General features: G+C 66.3%; 21 protein-coding genes and 2 tRNA genes. 5 read left to right on the forward strand and 18 right to left on the reverse strand.

All coding sequences use genetic code 11. The annotated features are described in order from the left end of the window. Positions 1-264 precede the first annotated feature (264 nt). From pbN1_RS05265 to pbN1_RS05290, 6 genes are all read right to left on the reverse strand, one after another. Complete coding sequence (locus pbN1_RS05265) at positions 265-3,081, reverse strand: nitrate reductase (RefSeq protein WP_169201146.1); 2,817 nt, start codon at positions 3,079-3,081, stop codon at positions 265-267. A gap of 32 nt (positions 3,082-3,113) precedes the next feature. Then, complete coding sequence (locus tag pbN1_RS05270; protein ID WP_425305754.1) at positions 3,114-4,901, reverse strand: bifunctional protein-serine/threonine kinase/phosphatase; 1,788 nt, start codon at positions 4,899-4,901, stop codon at positions 3,114-3,116. Positions 4,902-4,927: 26 nt separating this feature from the next. Continuing rightward, a complete protein-coding gene (locus tag pbN1_RS05275) occupies positions 4,928-6,139 on the reverse strand; it encodes a nitrate/nitrite transporter (RefSeq protein ID WP_169201145.1) in 1,212 nt (403 codons plus the stop codon). A 105-nt stretch (positions 6,140-6,244) separates the two neighbouring features. Then, a complete protein-coding gene (gene nirD, locus pbN1_RS05280; RefSeq protein WP_169201144.1) occupies positions 6,245-6,583 on the reverse strand; it encodes a nitrite reductase small subunit NirD in 339 nt (112 codons plus the stop codon). A gap of 17 nt (positions 6,584-6,600) precedes the next feature. Beyond that, positions 6,601-9,072 carry a nitrite reductase large subunit NirB gene (gene nirB, locus pbN1_RS05285; protein ID WP_169201143.1) on the reverse strand — a complete coding sequence of 824 codons (2,472 nt, stop codon included), beginning with the start codon at positions 9,070-9,072 and terminating at the stop codon, positions 6,601-6,603. A 23-nt stretch (positions 9,073-9,095) separates the two neighbouring features. After that, positions 9,096-9,491, reverse strand: coding sequence for an SAM-dependent methyltransferase (locus pbN1_RS05290; protein ID WP_169201142.1), 396 nt, complete (start codon positions 9,489-9,491; stop codon positions 9,096-9,098). Between the two features lie 322 nt (positions 9,492-9,813). Here pbN1_RS05290 and pbN1_RS05295 point away from each other — a divergent pair, with 322 nt between their 5' ends. Beyond that, on the forward strand, positions 9,814-10,026 hold the full coding sequence (locus tag pbN1_RS05295) for a hypothetical protein (protein ID WP_210147666.1): 213 nt from the start codon (positions 9,814-9,816) through the stop codon (positions 10,024-10,026). On the opposite strand, the gene pbN1_RS05300 is transcribed toward pbN1_RS05295, so the two are convergent. Continuing rightward, positions 9,992-10,405, reverse strand: a complete 414-nt coding sequence (locus pbN1_RS05300) for a site-specific integrase (protein WP_169201141.1) — start codon at positions 10,403-10,405, stop codon at positions 9,992-9,994. The two genes, pbN1_RS05295 and pbN1_RS05300, sit on opposite strands and share 35 nt — an antisense overlap. A gap of 212 nt (positions 10,406-10,617) precedes the next feature. On the opposite strand from pbN1_RS05300, the gene rcsF reads away from it, so the two are divergent. Further along, entirely contained in the window at positions 10,618-10,974 is a 357-nt protein-coding gene (gene rcsF, locus pbN1_RS21110) for an Rcs stress response system protein RcsF (RefSeq protein WP_425305765.1), read from the forward strand. Positions 10,975-10,997: 23 nt separating this feature from the next. Next, a complete protein-coding gene (locus pbN1_RS21115; protein ID WP_425305766.1) occupies positions 10,998-11,342 on the forward strand; it encodes a nucleotidyltransferase family protein in 345 nt (114 codons plus the stop codon). A 172-nt stretch (positions 11,343-11,514) separates the two neighbouring features. Here the strand turns inward: pbN1_RS21115 and rlmB are convergent, their stop codons facing one another. Continuing rightward, on the reverse strand, positions 11,515-12,237 hold the full coding sequence (gene rlmB, locus pbN1_RS05315) for a 23S rRNA (guanosine(2251)-2'-O)-methyltransferase RlmB (RefSeq protein WP_169201190.1): 723 nt from the start codon (positions 12,235-12,237) through the stop codon (positions 11,515-11,517). A 178-nt stretch (positions 12,238-12,415) separates the two neighbouring features. Further along, a complete protein-coding gene (gene rnr, locus pbN1_RS05320; protein WP_211161322.1) occupies positions 12,416-14,956 on the reverse strand; it encodes a ribonuclease R in 2,541 nt (846 codons plus the stop codon). Positions 14,957-14,994: 38 nt separating this feature from the next. On the opposite strand from rnr, the gene pbN1_RS05325 reads away from it, so the two are divergent. Next, positions 14,995-15,079 (forward strand) — tRNA-Leu (locus tag pbN1_RS05325). 128 nt (positions 15,080-15,207) lie between these two features. Beyond that, positions 15,208-15,292: transfer RNA gene (locus pbN1_RS05330), tRNA-Leu, on the forward strand. Positions 15,293-15,366: 74 nt separating this feature from the next. Here pbN1_RS05330 and pbN1_RS05335 read toward each other — a convergent pair. The 9 genes from pbN1_RS05335 to bamB form a co-directional block, all read right to left on the reverse strand. After that, positions 15,367-16,677 (reverse strand): adenylosuccinate synthase, encoded by a 1,311-nt coding sequence (locus tag pbN1_RS05335; RefSeq protein WP_169201138.1) that lies wholly within the window; start codon positions 16,675-16,677, stop codon positions 15,367-15,369. Positions 16,678-16,682: 5 nt separating this feature from the next. After that, positions 16,683-17,837 (reverse strand): ATP phosphoribosyltransferase regulatory subunit, encoded by a 1,155-nt coding sequence (locus pbN1_RS05340; RefSeq protein ID WP_169201137.1) that lies wholly within the window; start codon positions 17,835-17,837, stop codon positions 16,683-16,685. A gap of 5 nt (positions 17,838-17,842) precedes the next feature. Then, entirely contained in the window at positions 17,843-18,028 is a 186-nt protein-coding gene (locus tag pbN1_RS05345; RefSeq protein WP_169201136.1) for a DUF2065 domain-containing protein, read from the reverse strand. A gap of 4 nt (positions 18,029-18,032) precedes the next feature. After that, positions 18,033-18,914, reverse strand: coding sequence for a protease modulator HflC (gene hflC, locus pbN1_RS05350; RefSeq protein WP_169201135.1), 882 nt, complete (start codon positions 18,912-18,914; stop codon positions 18,033-18,035). Then, positions 18,914-20,173: an FtsH protease activity modulator HflK gene (hflK, locus tag pbN1_RS05355; RefSeq protein WP_169201134.1), complete on the reverse strand. Its 1,260-nt coding sequence runs from the start codon at positions 20,171-20,173 to the stop codon at positions 18,914-18,916. Before hflK ends, hflC begins: the two co-directional genes overlap by 1 nt. Before the next feature lie 14 nt (positions 20,174-20,187). After that, complete coding sequence (gene hflX / locus pbN1_RS05360) at positions 20,188-21,345, reverse strand: ribosome rescue GTPase HflX (protein WP_169201133.1); 1,158 nt, start codon at positions 21,343-21,345, stop codon at positions 20,188-20,190. A gap of 44 nt (positions 21,346-21,389) precedes the next feature. Beyond that, a complete protein-coding gene (gene hfq / locus pbN1_RS05365; protein ID WP_026295813.1) occupies positions 21,390-21,635 on the reverse strand; it encodes an RNA chaperone Hfq in 246 nt (81 codons plus the stop codon). Positions 21,636-21,727: 92 nt separating this feature from the next. Further along, entirely contained in the window at positions 21,728-23,056 is a 1,329-nt protein-coding gene (gene der, locus pbN1_RS05370; protein ID WP_169201132.1) for a ribosome biogenesis GTPase Der, read from the reverse strand. Positions 23,057-23,070: 14 nt separating this feature from the next. Then, entirely contained in the window at positions 23,071-24,213 is a 1,143-nt protein-coding gene (bamB, locus tag pbN1_RS05375) for an outer membrane protein assembly factor BamB (protein ID WP_169201131.1), read from the reverse strand.

Here is a 24,213-nt window from a genome sequence, read left to right on the forward strand (position 1 = left end):
TATTGTGACGTTGACGTCAACGTCACGCAATCATCCCTCGACGGTAGCCTCCCTGGCGCCGAGCGGCCCGCCACTTTCGAGCACCTCATGTTCATCGAATCAGCGTATCGATCCATCCGACGGCCGCCGGGCACCGCGCACTCGCCGAGGCACTGTTCGCCGCACTCCAGATCCCGGAACCGGGAATGTTCGCGTTGCTGCTCGCGCGTCGCGGCGGCTCGTCGCAAGCCGCCGCGCCCCGGGCACAAGCGCGGGCGCCGCGCTTCAGGCTGCGCGGCGCCCCGCCGCAACGAGCCGCCTGATCTGCGGCACGCACGACCCGCACGTGGTCCCGCACCTGAGCTTCGCCTGCAGGTCGTCGAAACCCGCGCCGCCGGCGATCGCTGCGGCGATGTCGCTCTCCGACACGTTCAGGCACGTACAGACGATGCGGCCGCGGCTCTTCGCCGCCTCCGGCGGGTTCGCGAGCGGCGCGAGGATCCAGCGGCGCAGGTCCGCAGTCGGCTGGCGCTCGACGAGCACGTCGCGCAGCCAGCCGGCGGCCGCGGTCTCGCCGGTAAGGCGCAGGCCGACAAGGAGCCCGTCGTCGATGCGCGCGCGCTTCGTGATGCCGCGCCGGGTGTCGCTGTACGCGAGGCAATGCTCGTCGTCGAGCCCGAGCAAGGCGTCGAGTTCGGCGAGCCACTCGGGCGGAATCGGCTGGTGGTGCGCGATGCGCAGCACGACCGCGGGATGGTCGCGACCGGCGAGCGCGAGCGACGCGTAGCTGAAGCGCTCGAGCCAGGGCGCGAGCGCTTCAGCGCGTTCCAGCGCGAGGCCGGCAGCGTTGGCCGTGACGCCGCCCGCGGTGACCTTGCCAGGGACATCGATCGGCGCAGCGTCATCGTTCCCGTTCCCCTCCTCGTCGCCGGCCGCACCGGGCTCGCCGCGCATGATCAGCGCCTGGAACGGCAGCACCGCCTTCTCGACCTGTACCGTCGCATGCTTGAGCTCCGGCTGCTTCGAGTACGGGTCGAAGTCGCGCAGCGTCAGCGCGTTCGCACCAGCCGAGTTCAGGCTGTTGCCTCCCCAGTGCATCGCGATGAAAGCCTGACCGGAGCGGATTTCGGCGGAGGCTTCGGCGCGCAGCACGACGTCGCCGCGGCGGCTCTTGACGTGCACCAGATCGCCGCTCTTGAGCCCGCGCAGCGCGAGGTCGTCGGCGTGCATCTCGATGCGGGCCTCGTCGACGTGGTTGTACAGCCGCGCGACCTTGCCGGTGCGGCTCATGCCGTGCCACTGATCGCGCAGGCGGCCGGTCGTCAGGTGCAGCGGATAGCGCGCGTCGGCGCGCTCGGCGGTCAGCGCCTGGGTCGGCACGACGAAATGCGCCCGGCCGTCCGCGGTCGGGAAACGGCCGTCGGCGTAGAGGCGGTCACGGCCGGCCGCATCGGCAACATTCACGCCTTTTGGAAATGGCCACTGCTGCGGACCGGCCGCATCGAGCAGCGCGTACGAGAGTCCCGTGATGTCGAGATCGCGCCCGGCGGTCGAGGCCGCATGCTCGGCGAAGATCCCGGACGGCGCCGCGTACGGGAAGAGCCGCGCTGCATCCTTGCCGATGCGCGGCCCGAGTTCGCGCGCGAAATCGCAGACGATGCGCCAGTCCGGCCGCGCTTCGCCCGGCGGCGTCAAAGCGCGATGAACGTGCGTGATGCGCCGCTCCGAGTTCGTCACCGTGCCTTCCTTCTCGCCCCACGTCGCGGCGGGCAGCAGCAAGTCGGCAAACGGCGCCGTCTCAGTGTTGTGGTAGGCCTCCTGCAGCACGACGAAGTCGCAGCGCGCGAGCGCTTCGCGCAGCCGCTCCTGCTCGGGCAGCGACTGCGCGGGGTTCGTGCAGGCAATCCACAGCGCCTTGATCTTGCCGTCGTGCGCCGCGTCGAAGAGTTCGATCGCGGTCAGGCCCGGCGTCGAAGGCACGCTGTCGACGCCCCACAGCCGCGCGACTTCGGCGCGCTCGTCCGGGTTCGCGAGGTCGCGGTGGCCGGACATCAGGTTCGCCATGCCGCCGACTTCGCGCCCGCCCATCGCGTTCGGCTGGCCGGTCAGCGAGAACGGGCCGCATCCGGGCTTGCCGATCTTGCCGGTCGCGAGCGAGAGCGCGATCAGCGCGGTGCCGTTGTGCGTGCCGTGCGTCGACTGGTTCAGCCCCTGGCACCACAGCGACATCGCGGCCTTCGCCTCGCCCCACCAGCGCGCGGCCGTGACGATGTCGTCAGCGCCGCGCTTGCCGAGCCCGCAGACTTCGGCGGCGATCGCCGGCGTGACGTCGCGCACGTGGTCGCGCAGCGCCGCGAAACCTTCGGTGTGTTCGCGCACGAAAGCCTGGTCGACGTGGCCTTCCCATAGCAGCACGTTGAGCATCGCGTTATACAGCCAGATGTCGGTGCCCGGCAGGACGGCCAAGTGCAGGTCGGCGGTCGCGGCAGTGTCGGTGCGGCGCGGGTCGACGACGATGATCTTCATCTGCGGGCGCGCGGCCTTCGCGTCCTCGATGCGGCGGAACGCGACCGGGTGCGCGTACGACGGGTTCGCGCCGGCGATCAGCAGGCAGTCGGTGTGCGCGAAGTCCTCGTACGAACAGGGCGGCGCGTCGGCGCCGAGCGTCTGCTTGTACGCCGCAACCGCGCTCGACATGCACAGGCGCGAGTTCGAATCGATGTTGTTGCTGCCGATGAGCCCTTTCACGAGCTTGTTGAAGACGTAATAGTCCTCGGTCAGCAGCTGGCCGGAGATGTAGAACGCGACCGAGTCCGGGCCATGCTCGTTGATCGCGGCTGCAAAGCGTTCGGCGGCGGTCGCGAGCGCGATGTCCCAGCTCACGCGTTGGCGCGGCAAGCCGCGGGCGGCGCGCAGCTGCGGGTGCAGCAGCCGGGTTTCGGGCCGCGCGGAGAGGTGCAGCGTCGCCCCCTTCGTGCACAAGCGGCCGAAGTTCGCCGGATGTTCGGGGTCGCCGGCGACGCCGGTGATGCGGCGACCGTCATGTTCGATCAGGACGCCGCAGCCGACGCCGCAGTAGGGACAAGTGGCTTTCGTTTTCATCAGGGGCTCCGCGGGAGAGGCTCATCATCGGTCTAGCGCCGACTGAGCAGAAACAACAGGATCAGGTTCAGCAGCAGCGACGCACCGGCCAGGAGCTTGACCGCGAGCGCCGGGTTGCGCGCGACGAGCGGCACGCGGCGATGCGTCGCGAGCGGGCGGTGCGCGCCGCGTTCGAGCGCGAGCAGGAACTCTTCGGCGGTCTCGAAGCGGTCGTTTGCCTCGTGCGCGCAGGCCTTCAGCAGCACCGCTTCGAGCCACGCCGGAGTGTCCGGACGGTAGCGTGTCGGCGGTACCGGCTCGCCAAAGCGCGGCCGCTGGAACGGCTCGACCTCGCCGTACGGGTACTTGCGCGTCAAGAGTTCGTACAGCGTCACGCCGCACGCGTAGAGGTCCGACGACTCGTTCGCCGTCCCGCCGTTGAAGAGTTCCGGCGCCATATACGACGGCGTGCCAGGGTTGTTGATCTCGCGCAGGTCATCGGCGTCGGACGCGGCGACGCCGAGGTCGAGCAGCCGCAGCCGGCCGTGGCGGTCGACATGCACGTTGTCGGGCTTGACGTCACGGTGCACGATGCCGAGCCGGTGCAGGCTGCCGACCGCGCGCAGCAGCGGCATGCCGATCGCGACAAGCTCGTGCGGCGCGAAGCGGTGGCCGCGCGCGAGCCGCGCTTTGAGCGTCTCGCCTTCGTGCCAGCTCATCAGGTAATACAGGGCGCTGCGCGCGTCGGCATCCGCGACGGTGGGGAAGCTTTGCGACGGGGCGCGTCGCGCGAGCCATTCCTCGCGCAGCAAGGCGCCGCCCGCTTCGTCGTCGTCCGCTTCCGGGCGCAGGGTCTTCAGCACCAGCGCTTCGCCGGTCGCGATACGCGTGACGCGGTACAGCAGCGTGACGCGCGATTCGTGCAGCAGCTCCTCAACCCGCAGGCCATCGATCAGGTCGCCGGCCTTCAACCGCGGCGGCAGCGTCAGGCGGCGCGCGGTTGCGAGCCGGTCGCGCAGGTTGTCCGGCGGCACCGCCTCGACGTTCGCGACCAGCGCGGTGCAGTTGTCGGTCGCGCCGCGCGCAAGCGCTTCGAGCGTCAGCACGTCGGCCGCGTCTTCGGCGCACGGGTGGCGCTTCAGGATCTCGACGATGCCGCCGTCGCCGAGCGCGCCCCACACGCCGTCGGTGACGAGCACAAAGCGATCGTCGGCAGCCAGCTCGCCGTCGTCATAGTCGACAGCGAGCTGCGCATCGAGTCCGACCGCGCGGCGCAGCACGTTGCTGAGCTCGGGGTGTTCCCAGGTGTGGTCCTCGGTCAGGCGGCACAGCTCGCCATCGCGCAGCAGGTACGCGCGCGAATCGCCGACGTGCGCGACGTGGTAGCGGCGCCCGCGCAGCACGAACGCGGTCAGCGTCGTCGCCATGCCGGCGTACTCGCGAGACTTCGCCGACTGGGCGAGCAGCCAGCTGTTCAGCGCGCCGATCACGGCGTCGAGCGATTTCTCGACGCTCCACGTGTCGGGCGTCGAAAAATAGTCGGAGAGCAGTCCGCGCACCGAATATTCGGCCGCCTCCCGGCCGCGCGCATGGCCGCCGACGCCATCGGCGATCGCGAGCAGCAGCCCCTTGGCTGCAAGCGCCGCGCCGTCGGGCGTCACCGCGCCGACGAAGTCCTCGTTGTCGGGCCGCAGCCCCTGCTGCGAGGCGTGGCCGAGCGTGACTTCGAGCGATTTCGCCACGGCGCGATGCGACGACGACGCGGGAACGGGGACAGCCGCCTTCCGCACCGGCGCCGATGCCGGCTTGAACCGCGAACTCGCATCGATGATCCGCGCCACGCCGCTTCTCCCCGAACGCCTCAGACTCAGATTTTCGCCGACGTCAGGTGGGCCGCACCCCACGTCGTGCGCCAGCGTGTCTTGACCGCGGTGAGCCCGACCAGCGCCGCGAGCGCAAGGGCGGCGAAGATCAGGAACCCGGATTGATAGCTGCCGGTCGCCTGTTTCGCGTAGCCGAGCGAGGACGCGAGATAGAAACCGCCTACACCGCCGGCCATGCCGACGAGTCCCGTCATCACGCCGATCTCCTTGCGAAAGCGCTGCGGCACGAGTTGGAACACCGCGCCGTTGCCCATGCCGAGCGCGAGCATCGCGGCGACGAACACCATCAGCGCCATCCACGCCGCCGGCAAGCCGACGCTGACGATGCCGAGGAACAGTGCCGCGAGCACGTACATCACCGACAGGCTCTTGATGCCGCCGATGCGGTCGGCGACCGCGCCGCCGATCGGACGCACCATCGAGCCGGCGAACACGCACGCGGCGGTGAAGTAGCCGGCCATCTTCGCGTCGAGGCCATACTGGGTATTGAAGTAGATCGTCAGCGACGACGCCAGGCCGACGAAGCCGCCGAAGGTGACCGCGTAGAAGAACATGAACCACCACGCGTCCTTGTCCTTCAGCACCTTGAAGTACTCGGCGAGGGGCTTCGCCGGCGGGCACTCGGGCGCGTCCTTCGCGACGACGAGGTAGAACACGAACACCAGCACGAGCGGGATCAGCGCGAGGCCGAACACGTTCGTCCAGCCGTAGGCCGCGGCAAGCCCCGGCGCAATCAGCGCCGCAAGCGCGGTGCCGGAGTTGCCGGCGCCGGCGATGCCGAGCGCGGTGCCCTGGTGCTGCGGCGGATACCAGCGCGACGCGAGCGGCAGCGCGACTGCGAACGAGGCGCCGGCGACGCCGAGAAAGACGCCGAGCACGAGCGTCTGCTCAAAGCTGTGGATGCCGAACTGCCACGCGAAGGCGAGCGCCGCGATGACGATGACCTGACCGATCGCGCCGGCCATCTTCGGCTTCAGATGGTCGACGAGCACGCCCATGAAGATCCGCAGGATCGCGCCGGCGAGCACCGGGATCGCGACCATCAGGCCTTTCTGCGCGTGGTCGAGGCCGAGGTCGGCGGCGATCTGCACGCCCAGCGGCCCGAGGATCACCCACACCATGAAGGCGAGGTCGAAATACAGGAAAGCCGCGAGCAGGGTTGGCGGATGGCCGGCTTTGAGGAAGTCTTTGTTCATTTCTCGAACCTCGAATGGGTCGTTGGGTCGCTGACGGGGTTGGGATGCGCGGGGCAGTGTCATGCCGGGCCGGAGCGCGCGTAGCACGGCTTCCGGCCCCGGCGCTCAGACTTTCAGCAGCACCTGGCCGTCGACGAGCTTCACTGCGAACGGCTTCGTGCAGCCGACGTCGGGCGCGGCAGCCTCGCCGCTGTCGAGCTGGATCTTCCAGCCGTGCAGCGGGCACGTGACTTGGCGGCCATGCACGATGCCCTGCGACAGCGGGCCGTTCTTGTGCGGGCATTTGTCGTGCATCGCGAAGACCTCGTCGTCGGCGGTGCGGAAGATCGCGATGTCGCCGCTCTTCGAGGCGACGACGCGCGCACCGAGCACCGGGATGTCGTCGAGCGCGCAGATCGTTTTCCAGCCGGCATCGGTATCGGCATCGGTCTTGCGAAGGGTCATGGCATTCATCGTCTTTCTCACGCTTCCAGGGTTTCGAATTGCGCGCGCAGCGCCGGTGCCGCATCGGCCGCGTAGCGCTCGGCCCACGGGTCCTTGTAGTCCTGCACCGCGTACAGCAGGCGCTCGTACAGGGCCTTCCGGTTCGCCGCGTCCTCAACGACGCGCTTCTTGACGTGCTCGAGGCCGACGCGGTGCACGTAATGCACAGTGCGTTCGAGGTAGTAGCCTTCCTCGCGGTAGAGCTGCAGGAACGCTGCGGAATACTCGAGCACTTCCTCGCGCGTCGCGACCTTGCACAGGAACTGCGCGACTTCGGTCTTGATGCCGCCGTTGCCCGCGACGTACAGCTCCCAGCCGGAATCGACGCCGATCACGCCGACGTCCTTGATGCCGGATTCGGCGCAGTTGCGCGGGCAGCCGGACACCGCGAGCTTGACCTTGTGCGGGCTCCACATGCCGAACAGCATGCGCTCGAGATCGACGCCCATCGCCATCGAGCGCTGCGTGCCGAAGCGGCAGTGCTCGGCGCCGACGCACGTCTTCACGGTGCGGATGCTCTTGCCGTAGGCGTGGCCGGTCGGCATGCCGAGGTCCTTCCACACTTTCGGCAGGTCGTCCTTCCTGATGCCGAGCAGGTCGATGCGCTGGCCGCCGGTGACTTTCACCGTCGGCACGTTGTACTTCTCGGCGACGTCGGCAATGCGGCGCAGCTCGGCCGGCGTCGTCAGCCCGCCGAGCATCTGCGGCACGACCGAGTACGTGCCGTCCTTCTGGATGTTCGCGTGCGCGCGCTCGTTGATGAAGCGGCTCTGCGGATCGTCCTTCGCCTCGTGCGGCCAGGTCGAGATCAGGTAGTAGTTCAGCGCCGGGCGGCAGGTCGCGCAGCCGTTCGGCGTTTTCCACGCCATCATGTCCATCGCGTCGGGGATCGTCAGCAGCTTGTGGTCGCGGATGGCCTTCCTGACGTCGCCGTGCGACAGCTCCGTGCAACCGCACACCGCTTTGTCGTGCGCGCTGACCGCCTGGTAGGCCCCGCCGATCGTCGAGGCGAGGATCTGCTCGACAAGCCCGGTGCACGAGCCGCAACTGGAGGCCGCCTTCGTGTGCTTCTTGACGTCGTCGAGCGTGAACAGGCCTTTCTCCTGGATCGCCTTGACGATCGTGCCCTTGCACACGCCGTTGCAGCCGCACACTTCGGCGCTATCGGGCATCGCAACCGCCTTGTGCTCGCCCTTGTGGCCCGCGTCGCCGAGGTGGTTCTGGCCGAACATCAGGTGGTCGCGGATCGCGCCGATGTCCTGGCCGTCCTTCATCAGCTGGAAGTACCACGCACCATCCGCGGTGTCGCCGTACAGCACCGAGCCGACAATGCGGTTGTTCCTGAGGATGATGCGCTTGTAGACACCGCCCTGCCTGTCGTGCAGCACGATCTCCTCGGTGTCGGCACCACCGGAAAAATCGCCGGCCGAGAACACATCGATGCCGGTCACCTTGAGCTTTGTCGAGGTCACCGAGCCCTCGTAGCGGCCGATGCCGAAGTTCGCGAGGTGGTTCGCACACACCTTGCCCTGCTCGAACAGCGGCGCCACCAGCCCGTAGGCGATGCCGCGATGCGCGACGCATTCGCCGACCGCGTAGACGCGCGGATCGGTGATCGTCTGCATCGTGTCGGAGACGACGATGCCGCGCACGCGGCCTTCGCCGCAGTACAGGCCCGCGGACTCGGCGAGCGCGTAGTTCGGGCGGATGCCCGCGGCGACGACGACGAGGTCGGCCGGGATCTCGCCGCCGTCCCTGAAGCGTACCGCGGCCACGCGGCCGCTGTTGCCGTCGTCATCTTCACCCTCGACGAGCGCGTCGGTCTGCTTTGACAGCAGGAACTTCATGCCCTTCGCTTCGAGCGAGGCCTGCAGCATGTCCGCGGCGGCGCGGTCGAGCTGGCGCTCCATGATCCAGTCCGCCAGATGCACGACGGTCACGTCCATGCCGCGCAACATCAGGCCATTCGCGGCCTCGAGGCCGAGGAGGCCCGCGCCGATGACGACCGCGTGCCGGTAGCGGGCGGCCGCGTCGATCATCGCCTCGGTGTCGGCGATGTCGCGGTACGCGAGGACGCCCGCCAGGTCCTTGCCGGGGATCGGCGGAATGAACGGCGTCGAGCCGGTGGCGATGAGCAGGCGGTCGTACTCGGCGGAGATCGAATCGGAAGCGACGACACGCCGACGCACACGGTCGATCTTCGTGACCAGCTTGCCGGCGTGGAGCGTAATGCCGTTGTCGCGGTACCAGTCGAGATCGTTGAGCATGATCTCCGGCAGCGTCATCTCGCCGGCGAGTACCGGCGACAGCAGGATGCGGTTGTAATTGCCATGCGGCTCGGCGCCGAACACGGTGATGTCATAGAGGTCGGGTGCGTGCTTGAGCAGTTCCTCGAGCGTGCGCACGCCGGCCATGCCGTTGCCGATCATCACGAGTTTCATTTTCTTCATGCCATATCTCCTTGCGAATTCATTCAGGCTGCCCGGCGTGCCGGGATGCCGGCGAGCGCGGCGACGTCACCGATAACGACGATCGCGGGCGAAGCAAAGCCTTCCGCGGCGACGCGCGCCGGCAGTTCGGCGAGCGTCGCCGCGAGGTGCCCTTGCATGTCGGTCGGGCCGGAGGTGATTGCCGCCGCAGGGGTATCCGGCGGCAGGCCCGCGGCGATAAGCCGCGCGACGATGTTCAGCAGCCGCGCGAGCCCCAGGTGGATCACGAGGGTCGTGCCGCTTTTCGCGAGCGCCAGCACGTCGGCGCCGACCAGCCCGTCAGCGAGCGCCTCGTCGGCCTCCCCGAGCGCGCGGGCGGCACGCAACGTCAGCAGATCCACTGCGCCCGGTCCGGCTCCGACGATCAACACGTTGGCCATGATCGAACTCCAAAAACGAAAAAAGGAAGCCGCACCAAATGCCCCCGGAAGCTCCCCTTCGGGAGAAGCGACGCACGCCGTGGTCCGCATGCATTGCGTCAGGCGCTGCACCGGAGCCTCATTGCCCCGACCTGTATTTCAGTTATCGCAAGACCGGTGCCAGCTTCGTTTAAATACACCAACACATTGTTTTAAATGTAATTTTCAGACAAACAGCAATCGAAAGAGGCGATTACCGGCTCACATCGGGGTCACCAATCCGGTGCATCGTTCGGCATGCTGCACCACAACATTGCGCGAGGCACCGACAGGCGCGCTCCTCATGCATGCATCAGCGCCGGCTTTCCGGTTCGACGCCGGCGCGGCGCACGGCGATGCTCTCCACCTTGCGCTGCTTCTCGTGCAGGAAACTCAGCACTTCGTGCCGGTAGTGGTTGTAGCGGGCGTCGTCGGCGAGCGCGACCGTCAGCCGCAGCCCTTCGCCCAGGCGCAGGCCGAGACTATAGAGGGGTGGAGAAAAAGACGCGGTAACTGAGTACCTGCGTGGCCAGAAAAATCCGCTCGGTCTCCTCGACCGTGACGATGTCCGGCAGGCGCTGTGACCGCGGCGGCTTGATCAGACCCGGCGCCACCCAGGGCTTCTTCAGCACGTGCTCGTGATAAAACTTGAGACCATACAGATCGAGCTTGACCGAACTCCACGAGTGCGTCTCGCGCAGGTCGGTGAAGTAATCCATCAGGTCGGCCTCGGTCAGATCGTCGGTTCGATGATCAAAGTAGTCTCCAACCCGGCGGATGGCGCGCGAATACGCCTCGATCGTCTTCGGCTGCAAGCCCTTGAGCTTCAGGCGCTTCTGGTGCAGCGCGTAGTTCTTGTCGAAGATCGTAGCTGCGACAGCGAACATGTCTTCCATCTTGCGGCAACCTCGCATTCGTCATGAATATCCCTCGACTGAGGGGCGAGGCGGCATCTTGACTTCAACACGACTGCAGCACCGGGGTTTCCTCCGCGTAGCGGCTTCGTCCAACCCGGCGCTGCAGCCGACGGCTACGCCGCGGCTGAGCTTTCACGTTGGCACCAGGAGAGCGAAAGATGCGTATTCGACATGAGACTCCATTGTTTGTCATGCTTCTGACGCTCGTAATCTCAACTGGGTGCGCTACCAATCCTGATGTTGGAACCCTTACGAGCGATCAACGTGCCGGGGTTGCCTCGATGGAGGTTGTGCGTGGCGCGACTACACGGTCGCATACCATTCTCGGTGCCGTTAAGGGGATTTCGTGCCATCGCAATGCTTATCAACGCCAACAACTCACCGAGGCCGAGGCAATTGAAGGAGTGAAGCTACGAGCCGCTTCACTTGATGCTGATGCAGTCGTCAACGTAGTCTGTCAAGACAACTCCGGCATGGACTGGGTAAACAATTGCTGGTCGTCGATTGTTTGTGTCGGTGACGCCGTTCGATACAAGGACAGACGGTGATTTCTATTGAGGCACTCTCCGAAATGGTCGCCTCGTGGGCCAAGTCACAGCCTATTGTCGAGAAGGCGTACCTGTTTGGAAGTCGTGCCAAGGGCAACGCCAAATGCGACAGCGATCTCGATGTCGCCATTGAACTCACCCCACGGCGGGGTGACTCCGGCCCTCTTGCCACTTGGATTGCCGAAGCGGCCCACCTTCGCACGTCAATTTCGTCGCACATTCCACTCACAGTCGACCTGCAGTGGCACGGGGACGCCATTGATACGCCGGTTGTTCACGCAGGGCTCGCCGGCGGAAGCCGCCTCGTTTACGAGCGGTCAGCCCAACCAGACGCTGCACGGGACGCTCCGCAAGCGTCGCGCCCCTGAGCGATTACGTTAGACCTTGGACCAAGCATCATGAGAGTCCGGAAAGAAGTCCGAAGGACCAAGATCTCCACCACAGGCGTTTTGCTGGAACTGCGCTTTGTACATCAATCACTCGTGCGCGCAACACCCTCAAGATCGCGGTGATTGGCAGCGCGTTGTTGACAAAGGGGGGTTAGTGTCCGCGCTGGCGCCGCGCCTCGAACAGGCAGATGCCGCTCGCGACCGAGACGTTCAGGCTCTCGACGGTGCCGAGCATCGGGATGCGCGCCAGTTCGTCGCAGGTCTCGCGCGTGAGCCGGCGCAGGCCGTCGCCTTCGGCGCCGAGAACCCACGCGACCGGCCCTTTCTGGTCGACTTCGTACACCGATTTATCCGCTTCGCCGGCCGCACCGACGACCCAGATGCCCGCTTCTTGCATTTCGCGCAGCGCGCGGGCGAGATTCGTCACGGTGACGTACGGCACGCTGTCCGCCGCGCCGCTGGCGACCTTGATCGCGGTCGCGTTGAGGCCGACCGCGCGGTCCTTCGGCGCCACGACCGCGTGCGCGCCGGCGGCGTCCGCGACGCGCAAGCAGGCGCCGAGGTTATGCGGGTCCTGCACGCCATCGAGCACCAGGATCAGCGCATTTTCCTCCAGCACTTCAAGGACGTCGGCGAGTTTCAGCTCGCGGCTGCGCGCATCGACGCGGGCGACGACCCCCTGGTGGCGGCGTGTGCCGACCATGCCGTCAAGACGCTCCGCCTCAGCCTGGATCAGGCGCACGTTCTGCGACTCGGCGAGCCGGACGACGTCTTTCGCACGCGCATCGGTGCGCTGTGCGGATAGATAAAGCTCGAACACCGCCTCCGGGTCGCGTCTCAGCTTGCCGAGCACGGCATGGAAACCGTAGATCAGCCGCGACTCTCCCCGGCCTTCACGGGCCGCAGGCGCCTCGGGAGCGTCTCCCGCGTCGGACTCCTCGTGAGTTCGTGTCGGGCCCCGGCTGTTCGCGGCGGGGCCGGCGTCGCGCTGATGCGCCGGGCGCCTGCCAGCTGCCGTCGTGTGGATCGGGCGTTGATTGCTTGAGGGCTTGTTAGCCACGGGCTGTGCCTTTCTTTTTGCCTGTTGCGGGTTTATCGGTGGCCGGTTCGCCGGCCGTTTTCGCCTTGCGGGGCTTCTTCGCGCCCCCCTCTTGCGGCGATGCCGCCTGCTGATCAGCCGTGACCGCGCCAGGAGGCTGGAACAGCGCGGCGACCTGCTTGCGTCCGCGTCCACCCCGGGCGGCAACGGGCGCATCGACGACCACGGTAGCGACCTCATCGACTTGGACGACCTCGGCCACCTCACCGGCCTCGAGCATCTCGGCCCGCTTGCGCTCCTTGCCGGTTTTGCCGACCCGTTCGGTCGGCCGTTGCGGCCCTTCGATCAGGCGGAAATCGATCTTTGTCGTCTCCAGATCGACACGCACCAGTTGCACGCGTACGCGGCCGGAGAGCCGGTAACGCGCCCCGGTGCGCTCGCCGGCCAGTTCGTGGCGCGTTTCGTCATAGTGGAAATAGTCGCTACCCAGATCCGAGATATGCACCAGCCCCTCGATGAAAATGTCGTCGAGGGCGACGAAGAGGCCGAAGGGTACCACCGCCGATACGCTGCCGGAAAATTCCTCGCCGACCTTGTCCCGCATGTAATAGCACTTCAGCCATGCGACGACGTCGCGCGTCGCCTCGTCGGCGCGCCGCTCGGTCGCCGAGCAGTGCAGGCCGATCTGGTCCCAGTCGCCGGCCTCGTACGTCCGGCTCTCGAGCGCGGCCTTGATCGAGCGATGCACGAGCAGGTCCGGGTAGCGCCGGATCGGCGACGTGAAGTGCGTGTAGGCCTCGTACGCGAGGCCGAAGTGGCCGACGTTGTCCGGGCTATACACTGCCTGGCGCAGCGAACGCAACATCACCGTCTGCAGCAGCTGCGCGTCCGGGCGCTCCTTGACCTTCTCGAGCAGCTTGCCGTAATCGCCCGCCTTCGGCTCATCGCCGCCGCCCAGGCCGAGGCCGAACTCGGCAAGGAAGTTGCGCAGCTTCTCGAGCTTCTCAGGCGTCGGCCCCTCGTGCACCCGGTACAGCGCCGGATGTTCGCGAGTCTGCAGGAATTCCGACGCGCAGACGTTCGCCGCCAGCATGCATTCCTCGATCAGGCGGTGCGCGTCGTTGCGCACTTCCGGCACGATGCGCTCGATCTTCCCGGTATCGTCGAAGATCATCCGCGTCTCGGTCGTCTCGAAGTCGATCGCGCCGCGCTTCGCCCGTGCCTTGAGCAGCACGCGGAACAGCTTGTCGAGGTTCTCGAGGTGCGGCAGCAGCGAGCCGGCCGCATCGCGCGCGCGAGGATCCTGCTCATACAGCGCGGTGGCGACCTGGTTGTAGGTAAGCCGCGCGTGCGAGAACATCACTGCCGGGTAGAAGCGGTATGCCTTGATCGCGCCGGTCGGCGAGATGCTCATGTCGCACACCATGCACAGGCGCTCGACCTGCGGATTCAGCGAGCACAGGCCATTGCTGAGCTTTTCCGGCAGCATCGGGATCACGCGGCGCGGGAAATACACCGAGTTGCCGCGGTCCTGGGCGTCCCCGTCGAGACCGCTGCCGGTCTGCACATAGTGCGACACGTCGGCGATCGCGACGATGAGCCGGAAGCCCCGGCCCTGGCGCTCGCAATACACCGCATCGTCGAAGTCCTTCGCCGTCTCGCCGTCGATCGTCACCAGAGGCAGGTTCGTGATGTCCTCGCGACCGGTCCAGTCCTTCTTGCGCACCTTGAGCGGCAGCTTGCGTGTCTCGGCCTTTGCTTCGGGCGAAAACTCGTACGGCAGTTCGTGCTTGCGCAGCGCGATCTCGATTTCCATGCCGGGATCGGCATAGTTGCCGAGCACCTCGACAATCTTGCCGATCGGCTGCGCGAACTTCGTCGGCTGTACGACCAGCTCGACGGTCACGACCTGGCCCGGCACCGCCTTCTTGCCCCCCGGGGCGAGCAGGATGTCCTGGGCGAGACGGCGGTTTTCCGGCACGACCACCTGGACGCCGTGCGCATCGAGCACGCGCCCGACGACGCGGGTGTTCGCGCGTTCGAGCACTTCGACAATCTTCCCTTCGGGCCGGCCTCGCCGGTCGACACCGGTGACACGGGCGATCACACGGTCGCCGTGCAGCACCTCGCGCATTTCCTTCGGCCCGAGAAAGACATCAGGCTGCCCGTCGTCACGGATCAGGAAGCCGAAGCCGTCGGCATGCCCCGCGACGCGGCCGCGGATCAGGTCCGCCTTGTCCGGCAGCAGGAAGGCATCGCGCCGGTTGCGGATCACCTGGCCATCGCGCTCCATCGCGCGCAGACGGCGCTCGAACAGCGGCGCTTCGTCGGCGGTGACGTCCAGCGCACTGCACAGCTCCGCGAAACTCATCGGCACGCCCTGTTCGGCGAGCGTCTGCTCGACATATTCGCGGCTCGGCAGCGGATTCTCGTACTCCGCCGACTCGCGCTCGAAGAACGGATCGGCGCGCCGAATATTACTCGGCGAGTGGCTCCCGGCAGGGGCGGCAGGACTCTTCGTTTTCGGTCTGGAATTTTTTGGTCTTGTAGTCATTGACATTCTCTAATTGATGCTTATAATGCGCGGCTCTTGCCCAGATGGCGGAATTGGTAGACGCACTAGTTTCAGGTACTAGCGCTGCGAGGCGTGGAGGTTCGAGTCCTCTTCTGGGCACCAGTTCTGCAGGAAAGCCGACCTTGAGTCGGCTTTTTTGTTGCCTGTCCTTCTTGTCATACAGTCGTTGCAGGCGGGCATCGGCGACCCGCTTTGCCAAAATCAGACTTGCCGGTATACTCCGTCCGCCTGCCCAGATGGCGGAATTGGTAGACGCACTAGTTTCAGGTACTAGCGCCGCGAGGCGTGGAGGTTCGAGTCCTCTTCTGGGCACCAGATCCAAGCAAAAGCCGGTCATTCGACCGGCTTTTGCTTTTTCCAGCCCTCCGCGAGCGTCGGGACTCCCGCTCTCAGGCACCGAACGGATGGCGGCGCAGGATCGTTTCGTCGCGCTCGGGACCGGTCGAGATCACGTCGATCGCAATCTCGCAGATCTCCTCGATGCGGTGCAGGTACGCGCGCGCTTCCTGCGGCAGCGCATCCCAGCTCTGCGCGCCGAAAGTCGTGCCGCTCCAGCCCGCCATCGTCTCGAAGATCGGCTCGCAGCGCGTAACTTCCTCGGAACCCATCGGCAGCAGATCGATGCGCTGGCCGTCGAGCATGTAGCCGGTGCACAGCTTCAGCTCCGGCAGGCCGTCGAGCACGTCGAGCTTCGTGATGCACAGGCCGGTTACGCCATTGATGATGATCGAGCGCTTCAATGCCGCGAGGTCGAGCCAGCCGCAGCGGCGCTTGCGCCCGGTCACGGTGCCGAACTCCCGCCCTTTCGACGACATCTGCTGTCCCGGCGTGCCGGCGGTCTCGATGTCGAGTTCGGTCGGGAACGGCCCGCCGCCGACGCGCGTGCAATAGGCCTTCGTGATCCCGAGCACGTAATGCAGGCGCCCCGGACCGACGCCCGAGCCCGCCGCCGCCTGGCCCGCCACGCAGTTGCTGGAGGTGACGAACGGATAGGTGCCGTGGTCGATGTCGAGCAGCGTGCCCTGCGCGCCTTCGAACAGCAGGCTGCCACCGGACTTGTTGACCGCGTACAGCTCGGCGGAGACGTCGGCGACCATCGGCCGGATCTCTTCCGCATCGGCCATCGCCTGCTCGAACACCGGATCGAACTCGACCGCTTCGGCACCGAGGTGCTGCGTCAGCACGAAGTTGTGATAGTCGAGGTTCGCGCGCAGTTTCGCGGCAAAGCGCTCGCGGTCGAACAGGTCATATACGCGCAGCGCGCGCCGTGCGACCTTGTCCTCGTAGGCCGGGCCGATGCCCTTGCCGGTCGTGCCGATCTTGTCGCCCGCGCTTTTCGCCGCCTCACGCGCGCGATCGAGCGCCGCATGGTAGCCGAGGATCAGCGGGCAGCCCGGACTGATGCGCAGCCGGTCACGCACCCTGATGCCGCCGGCCTCGAGCGTGCGGATCTCGGACAGCAGGTGGTGCGCGTCGAGCACGACGCCATTGCCGATGTAGCAGGCAACGCCTTCACGGACGATGCCCGACGGCACGAGGTTCAGCTTGTATTCGTTTGCACCGATCACCAGCGTGTGACCGGCGTTGTGCCCCCCCTGGAAGCGCACCACGCCGCGCGCATGATCGGTCAGCCAGTCGACGATCTTGCCCTTGCCTTCGTCGCCCCACTGGGTGCCGACAACCACTACGTTCTTAGCCATTTACTTCATTCTCCCTGAAGCGATTCGACCGTCCAGCGGCCCTCACGCCTGATCAGTTGCCGATCGCAACCGGCCTCGTTCCAGCTTCCGTCATGTCCGGGGAGCTCGGTCATCACGACCTCGCCCCGGCTGCGCAATTGTGCGACGACCGCGGCCAGCGCGGCGTCGCCGTCGGCCGGCGCAAGGATCGCGCCGGGCTGCACCGGATCGGCCAGGCGCACCGCCAGTTCGCGCAGATCGAGGCTGAAGCCGGTGGCCGGCCGTCCGCGGCCGAAGGCCTCTCCGATGCGGTCGTAACGCCCGCCGAGCGCGAGTGCCGCCGGCGAGCCGCCGCCGTAAGCCGCAAACACGACCCCGCTGTGGTAATGGTAGCCGCGCAGATCCGCCAGATCGAAGCTGATCGGCAGATCGCCGAGCGCCGCGGCGAGACGACCCAGATCGTCCAGCGCCGCCCGGATCTCGGCGTCGTCAGGCAGGCACGCGCGCGCTTCGTCGAGCACCTCGGCGCCGCCGTAGAGGCCCGGCAACGCGAGCAGTGCGGAGCGCACCGGCTCGGCGACGCCGGCGACGAGCTCACGCAGGTCCGGCAGGTCCTTCGCCTGGAGCAGGTCGAAGAGTTCCTCCTCGCGCCCCGGCACCATCCCGGCACGCGCGGCGAGCACGCGGAACAGACCGACATGCCCGAGGTCGATGCGGCTCGCCGGCACCTCGGCCAGGCGCATCACCTCGGCGAGCAGCCGGATGATTTCGATGTCGGCGTCGAGGCCGGCATGGCCGTACAGTTCGGCGCCGAGCTGCAGCGGCTCGCGCGTCGCGGTAAGCGTCGAAGGCAGGGTATGCAGGACGCTGCCGCAGTAGCACAACCGCGACACGCCGCGGCGGTTCAACAGGTGCGCGTCGATGCGCGCGACCTGCGGCGTCATGTCGGCGCGCACGCCCATCGTGCGGCCGGACAACTGGTCGACGAGCTTGAAAGTCCGCAGCTTGAGGTCCTGCCCGGCTCCGGTCGTCAGGGAGTCGAGATATTCGAGCAGCGGCGGCACCACCAGCTGATAGCCGTGGGAGCGGAACGCATCGAGCAGGCGACGGCGCAGACGCTCGATCTTGTCTGCCTCGGCCGGCAACGCGTCCTGGATGTGATCGGGAAGAACCCAGCGCATGATAGTCAGGAAAGGAGAAACAGCAGCAGGACGCCGGTCAGCATCGACGACAGTCCGATGAACCGGATCTGACCGTCAGCCATTTGCGCCAGCCGCAAAAAAGTTTCGCGCCAGGCGGCCGGCGCGACAAAGGGCAGGATGCCTTCGATCACCAGCATCAGTGCGAAGGCCATCAACAAGGTGTTGCCCATCCGTTCAGTTCTTGCTGCCCCCGCCGGAATCCTTCATGAATCTGAAAAACTCCGAACTCGGGTCTACGACCAGCAGGTCGTTCTTGCTGGCGAAGGTCTGACGGTAGGCCTCGAGGCTGCGGTAGAACGAGTAGAACTCGGGATTCCGGCCGTACGCTTCACCATAGATGCTGGTCGCCTTGGCGTCGCCTGCACCCTTGGACTGCTGCGCGTCGCGGTACGCCTCGGCGATGATGACTTCGCGCTGACGATCCGCGTCGGCACGTATCTTCTCGGCAATTGCGCCGCCTTCGGAGCGCAGCTCGTTGGCGACGCGCTTGCGCTCCGCCTCCATGCGGCGATAGACCGACTCCGACACCTCGAGCGGCAGATCGACCCGCTTGAGCCGCACATCGAGGATCTGGACGCCGATCTTGCGTGCGTCCTCGTCGGCACGGGTGCGCATGTCCTCCATGATCTGGTCGCGCCCGCCGGACACCACGTCATGCACGGTGCGCCGACCGAATTCCTCGCGCAGTCCCGAATTGACCGTCTGCAGCAGGCGGATGCGCGCGCGCGCCTCGTCACCGGCAACCGACACGTAATAGAGCTTCGGGTCGATGATCCGCCACTTGACGAAGTGGTCGACGAGGACGTTCTTCTTCTCCGCGGTGATGAAGCGCTCCGGCTCCGGCGTATCCATTGTCAGGATGCGGCGGTCGAAAAAGCGCACGTTCTGGATCATCGGCCACTTGAAGTTCAGGCCCGGCTTGTCGATGACGTCCTTGACCTCACCGAGCTGGAATACGACCGCGAACTGACGCTGATCGACGGTAAATAGCGTCATTGACGCAAGGACGCCGATAAACAGCAGCGCGCCCGCAACGAGCGACATCTTGTCACGCATCAACGCTCTCCCCGCTCACGGTCACGCAACACATCGCGGCTGCGGGCATCAAAAGAACTGTCGGCCCGCGGTGTCGGGGCCGGTGCGGCCGGGGCCGCGGGCGATGAAGTCACCGGCTCCTGCGCCGACTGCGCTGTTCCGACGCCCTGCAGCAGCTTGTCGAGCGGCATCAGGAGAAGATTTCCGTTGCCCTTCGCATCCACCATGACCTTGCTGGAATTCGACATCACGTGCTGCATCGTGTCCAGATACATCCGCTCGCGCGTCACCTCCGGCGCGCGCCGGTATTCTTCGAGCACCTGCGTGAAGCGGCTGGCCTCGCCCTGGGCATTGGCGATTACCCGCTCCCGATAGGCGTTCGCCTCCTCGATGAGGCGCGATGCCGTCCCGCGCGCGCGCGGTATCACGTCGTTCGCGTAGGCCTCGCCCTCGTTGCGCGCGCGCTCGCGGTCCTGACCCGCCTTCACCGCGTCGTCGAAGGCTGCCTGAACCTGCTCCGGGGGTTGCGCATTCTGCATCGTCACACGGCTGACCTGAATGCCGGTTTCGTAACGATCGAGAATTTTCTGGATCAGTTCGTGGGCGCTCGCCGCGATCTGCTCGCGCCCTTCATACAGCACGAAGTCCATCTTGCTTCTGCCGACGATCTCGCGCATCGCCGATTCGGCGGCCTGGATCACCGATTCGTCCGGAAAGCGGTTGTTGAACAGGTAGTTCTCGGGACTGCTCAGCACATACTGGACCGCGAACTGGATATTGATGATGTTTTCGTCATCGGTGAGCATCAGCGACTCGCGCAGCACCTTGTTGCGCTCGGTGCCGCGATAGCCGACCTCGACGGTCCGCACCCCGGTCAGATCGACAATCTCGTTGCTCTCGATCGGATAAGGCAGGCGCCAGCGCAGGCCGGGATCGGTGGTTTGCACGAAATTCCCGAAGCGCAGCACGACGCCGCGCTGGTTCGCGTCGACGATGTAGAAACCGCTCGCGAGCCAGACGATGAAGATGAGCGCCAGCAGCGCGCCGATTCCGCCGCCGAACTGGCGGAACGAAATCTGCGGCATCTGCGGGCCGCCCCCTCCACCGCTGCCGCCGTTGCGCCCCCCCCGCTTGCCGCCGAACATGCTCGACAGCCGCTGGTTGAAATCACGCCAGATGTCTTCGAGATCCGGGGGCCCCTGGTTCCCGCCGCGATTTCCGTCGCCGCGTTTGCCGTCGTCATTACCCTGATTGCCCCAGCGAGGGTCATTGAGTGACATTAGAACGCCTGTAATCACGTTTGAATAGGATCGATATCGGTGAGATTCGGCGAAGATCCCGCAGGATCTTCCGGGGCAGCCGCGCCTGCGCGTGCCGCTTCGGCCAGAGCATCGCGGAGCAGGCCCAGTCCTTCGCCTGTCCTGGCGCTCAAAAAAACGCGGTCGATCTTACCATACTCATCCCGATTGACCGCCGCTTCGGCCTGGGTGAGGTCGATCTTGTTCATCACCATGATTTGCGGCACCTCGCCCGCGCCGATCTCGACGAGCACGCGATTGACCGCATCGACCTGCGCCTCCCGATCCTCGCTGGCCGCGTCGACAACGTGCAGCAGCAGGTCGGCACTGGCGGTTTCCTCGAGCGTCGAGTGAAAGGCCGCGACCAGTGAATGCGGAAGATCGCGGATGAAGCCGACGGTATCCGAGAGCACGACGTTGCCTCCCTCGCCGACATACAGGCGGCGCGAGGTCGTGTCGAGCGTCGCGAACAACTGGTCGGCCGCGTACGCCCCGGCTTTCGTCAGCGCGTTGAAGAGCGTCGATTTGCCGGCGTTGGTGTACCCGACGAGGGACACCGACAACACGCCGCGCCCCAGCCGGCCGCGCCGGCGCACGCGCCGCTGCTTCTCGATGCGGGCGAGCCGCTCTTTCAGCGTCTTGACCCGCGTGCCGAGCAGGCGGCGGTCGGTTTCGAGCTGCGTCTCGCCCGGCCCGCGCAGGCCGATGCCGCCCTTCTGCCGCTCGAGGTGAGTCCAGCCGCGGACGAGCCGTGTCGACAGATGGTCGAGCTGCGCGAGTTCGACCTGCAGCTTGCCTTCGTGGCTGCGCGCGCGCTGCGCGAAGATGTCGAGGATCAGCGCGGTGCGGTCGATGACACGACACTCGAGCGAACGCTCGAGGTTGCGCTGCTGTGCCGGCGACAGCGCATGATTGAAAATGACGAGATTGGCGTCATGAACGCGCAACGTCTCGGCAATCTCGTCGACTTTCCCGCGCCCGGCGAACAACGCCGGATCGGGCTTCGCACGCCGCCCGCCGATGACCGCTTCGACACTCGCGCCCGCGCTGACGGCGAGCAGCCTGAGTTCGGAAAGGCGCTCGTCGAGTGCGCCCTGATTCAGATCGAGTTGAACAAGAACGGCCCGCTCACCGGCAGCAGGACGCTCAAACATGGAGACTCGACAAAGCCGGGAATGACCGCTCGATGGGTCGGGGCTCAGCTATTGCCGTCACCCGAATCCTGCTGCTGGATATTGACCGGACGTGCAGGCACGACCGTGGAGATCGCATGCTTGTAGACCATCTGGGTAACGGTGTTCTTCAGCAGAACGACGTATTGGTCGAAGGATTCGATCTGGCCCTGCAGCTTGATGCCATTCACCAGGTAAATCGCGACCGGCACATGCTCCCTGCGCAGGGTATTCAGAAACGGGTCTTGTAGAAGTTGCCCTTTATTGCTCATTTTAAAACCTCGAAACTCTATCTTCTTGTGAATGTAAAGGATTTTATGCTGCGCCGCAATATTGGCGCCGGCACATCCTCCCGGTGCGGAGCCTATTCTTTTCCTATAAACGGATTGTGCGCAGTACGGAATTGTATCCGCAACGGCGTCCCCTGCAGCTTGAACGCCTCCATGAAGGTCCGTTCGAGATAGCGCACGTACGAGGTCGGCACATGATCGAGTGCCGCGCCGTGAATGACGACGACTGGAGGATTGTTGCCGCCCTGGTGCGCATAGCGCATCTTCGGCCGGAAAACACCGTGGCGCGGTGGTGCCTGTTTCGCGAGCGCAGCCTGCATCGTGCGTGTGAGGCGCGGGGTCGACAGGTTGATCATCGCTGCGGCATAGGCCGCGTCGACCGACTTCATGACTGCGGCAACGCCCGCCCCCTTCAGCGCCGAAATGTAGTGAAAGCGTGCGAACGAGAGGAAATTGAGCTTGCGGGCGAGATCCTGCTTGATGAGCTCGCGGCGGTAGTCGTCGACGTCGTCCCATTTATTGACCGCGACGACCAGCGCGCGGCCCGCCTCGAGGATGAATCCCGCGATATGCGCGTCCTGGTCGGAAATGTCCTGCGATGCGTCGAGCACCAGGACGACCACGTTCGCCTGCTCGATCGCCTGCAGCGTCTTGATCACCGAGAACTTCTCGACCGCCTCGAAGACTTTGCCGCGCCGGCGCAGGCCGGCGGTATCGATCAGCGTATAGCGGCGCCCGTCCCGTTCGAACGGGATCGCGATCGCATCGCGTGTCGTGCCCGGCATGTCGAACGCGATGACGCGCTCCTCGCCGAGCAGGCTGTTGACGAAGGTCGACTTGCCGACGTTCGGACGGCCGACGATCGCGATCCGCGGCGTGCGCCCCTCGTCCTCTTCGGGCTCGACATCGGGCGGAAAGGCGCCGAGCACGAGGTCGAGGAGCTGTTTCACGCCCTCGCCATGGGAGGCGGAAACCGGCAGCGGGTCGCCGAGCCCGAGCGCATGGAATTCGGCCGCGACCATCGTCCGCTCCATGCCTTCCGACTTGTTGACGACGAGATAGACCGGGCGCCCGGCGCGGCGCAGGCGTGCGGCGATCTGCTCGTCATGAGGCGTGAGGCCGCTGCGGCCGTCGACCATGAACAGCAGCGCGTCGGCCTCGGCAATCGCCTGCTCGGCCTGCCGCGCCATCTCGTGCATGATGCCGTCCTTGGCCACGGGATCGAAACCGGCCGTGTCGACGACCAGATAATCGCGGTCGCCGACGCGGCCGATGCCGTAGTGGCGGTCGCGCGTCAACCCGGGCTGGTCGGCCACGAGTGCGTCACGGGTTTTCGTCAGCCGGTTGAACAGCGTGGACTTGCCGACATTGGGCCGGCCAACCAGAACTATTGTGGGTTTCAAGCGCTCATTCCCGCCTAGCGGACCTCAAAGACGCGGACGTTGCCGTCACGCGTCTGGATGACAAAACCCTGTGCACCGAAGCGGCGCGGATCGGCAACGATCGCGCTGTCGTCGGCGCGTGCTCGCGCCGCGAAGGCACCGCTCTCGCGGTCGAGCAGGTGCACGTAACCTTCCCTGTCGCCCACGGCGACGAAATTGCCCGCGACAAGCGGGCGCGACACCATTCGCCGCGCCAGCGCATCCTGTTTCCAGGCGCTCGCGCCGCTGCCGGCATCCAGCGCGTGGACCGCGTCCTTGTCGTCCGTGATGTAGACAAAGCGCGTGTCACGGTCCATGCCCGCGCTGCTCGAGAACTCGCGCGACCAGAGCGCGTTGCCGTTGCTCGCGTCGAAGCACGCCGCGCGTCCCTGGTAGGCCACCGCGCACACTTCCCGCCGGCCGAGCACCGGCGTTCCGACGACGTCGGCAACCCGCTCGAGCTCGGTTGCGCCGCGCGGTGTCGCCACCGTCAGCTCCCACATCGGCCCGCCGTTCGCGAGATTGACCGCGACCAGCTTGCCTCCCGGATAGCCGACGATCGCCACGCCGCCTTCGATCGTCATGCCGGCGAAACTGCGCAGCGCCAGCGGCGGCGTCGGCCGCTGGAACACCCAGCGACGACTGCCATCCCGGGCGTCGAGCCCGATCAGGCGGCTGTCCGACGCGCGCACGACCACGACCGCCTCGCCGACCGCGGGCGGGGCGAGGACCTCGACGCCTGCCGGAACTCGCCAGCGCGGCGCGCCGGTGGCGGCGTCGTACGCGACCACTTCGCCGCCGGTCGTCACGACGACGGCCAGGCGGCCGTCGCTGCCGACTCCCGCGGACAGGCGCTTGCCGACCTTCGCCGTCCACACGGCTTTTCCATCCTGGTAGCGCGCGACCGTGCCGTCATGCGCCGCCGCATAGACCTCCTCGCCGACGACGGCCGGCTGGAACACGTACGGTCCCGACGAGCCGATCTTCGCCTGCCACACCGTATGCAGCTCGGCCGAAGGCTTGAAGGCGACGAGTTGGGCCGGCTTGGGCGTCGACGAGGCAAAAGGATTCAGTGACGAGCAGCCGGCGGAAAGCGCGAGCGCGCCCACAAGCAGCAGGGTAACCAGAGGACGCGTCAT

Origin of the sequence: Aromatoleum bremense (genome assembly GCF_017894365.1) — a bacterium.
Classification (GTDB): Bacteria; Pseudomonadota; Gammaproteobacteria; order Burkholderiales; family Rhodocyclaceae; genus Aromatoleum; species Aromatoleum bremense.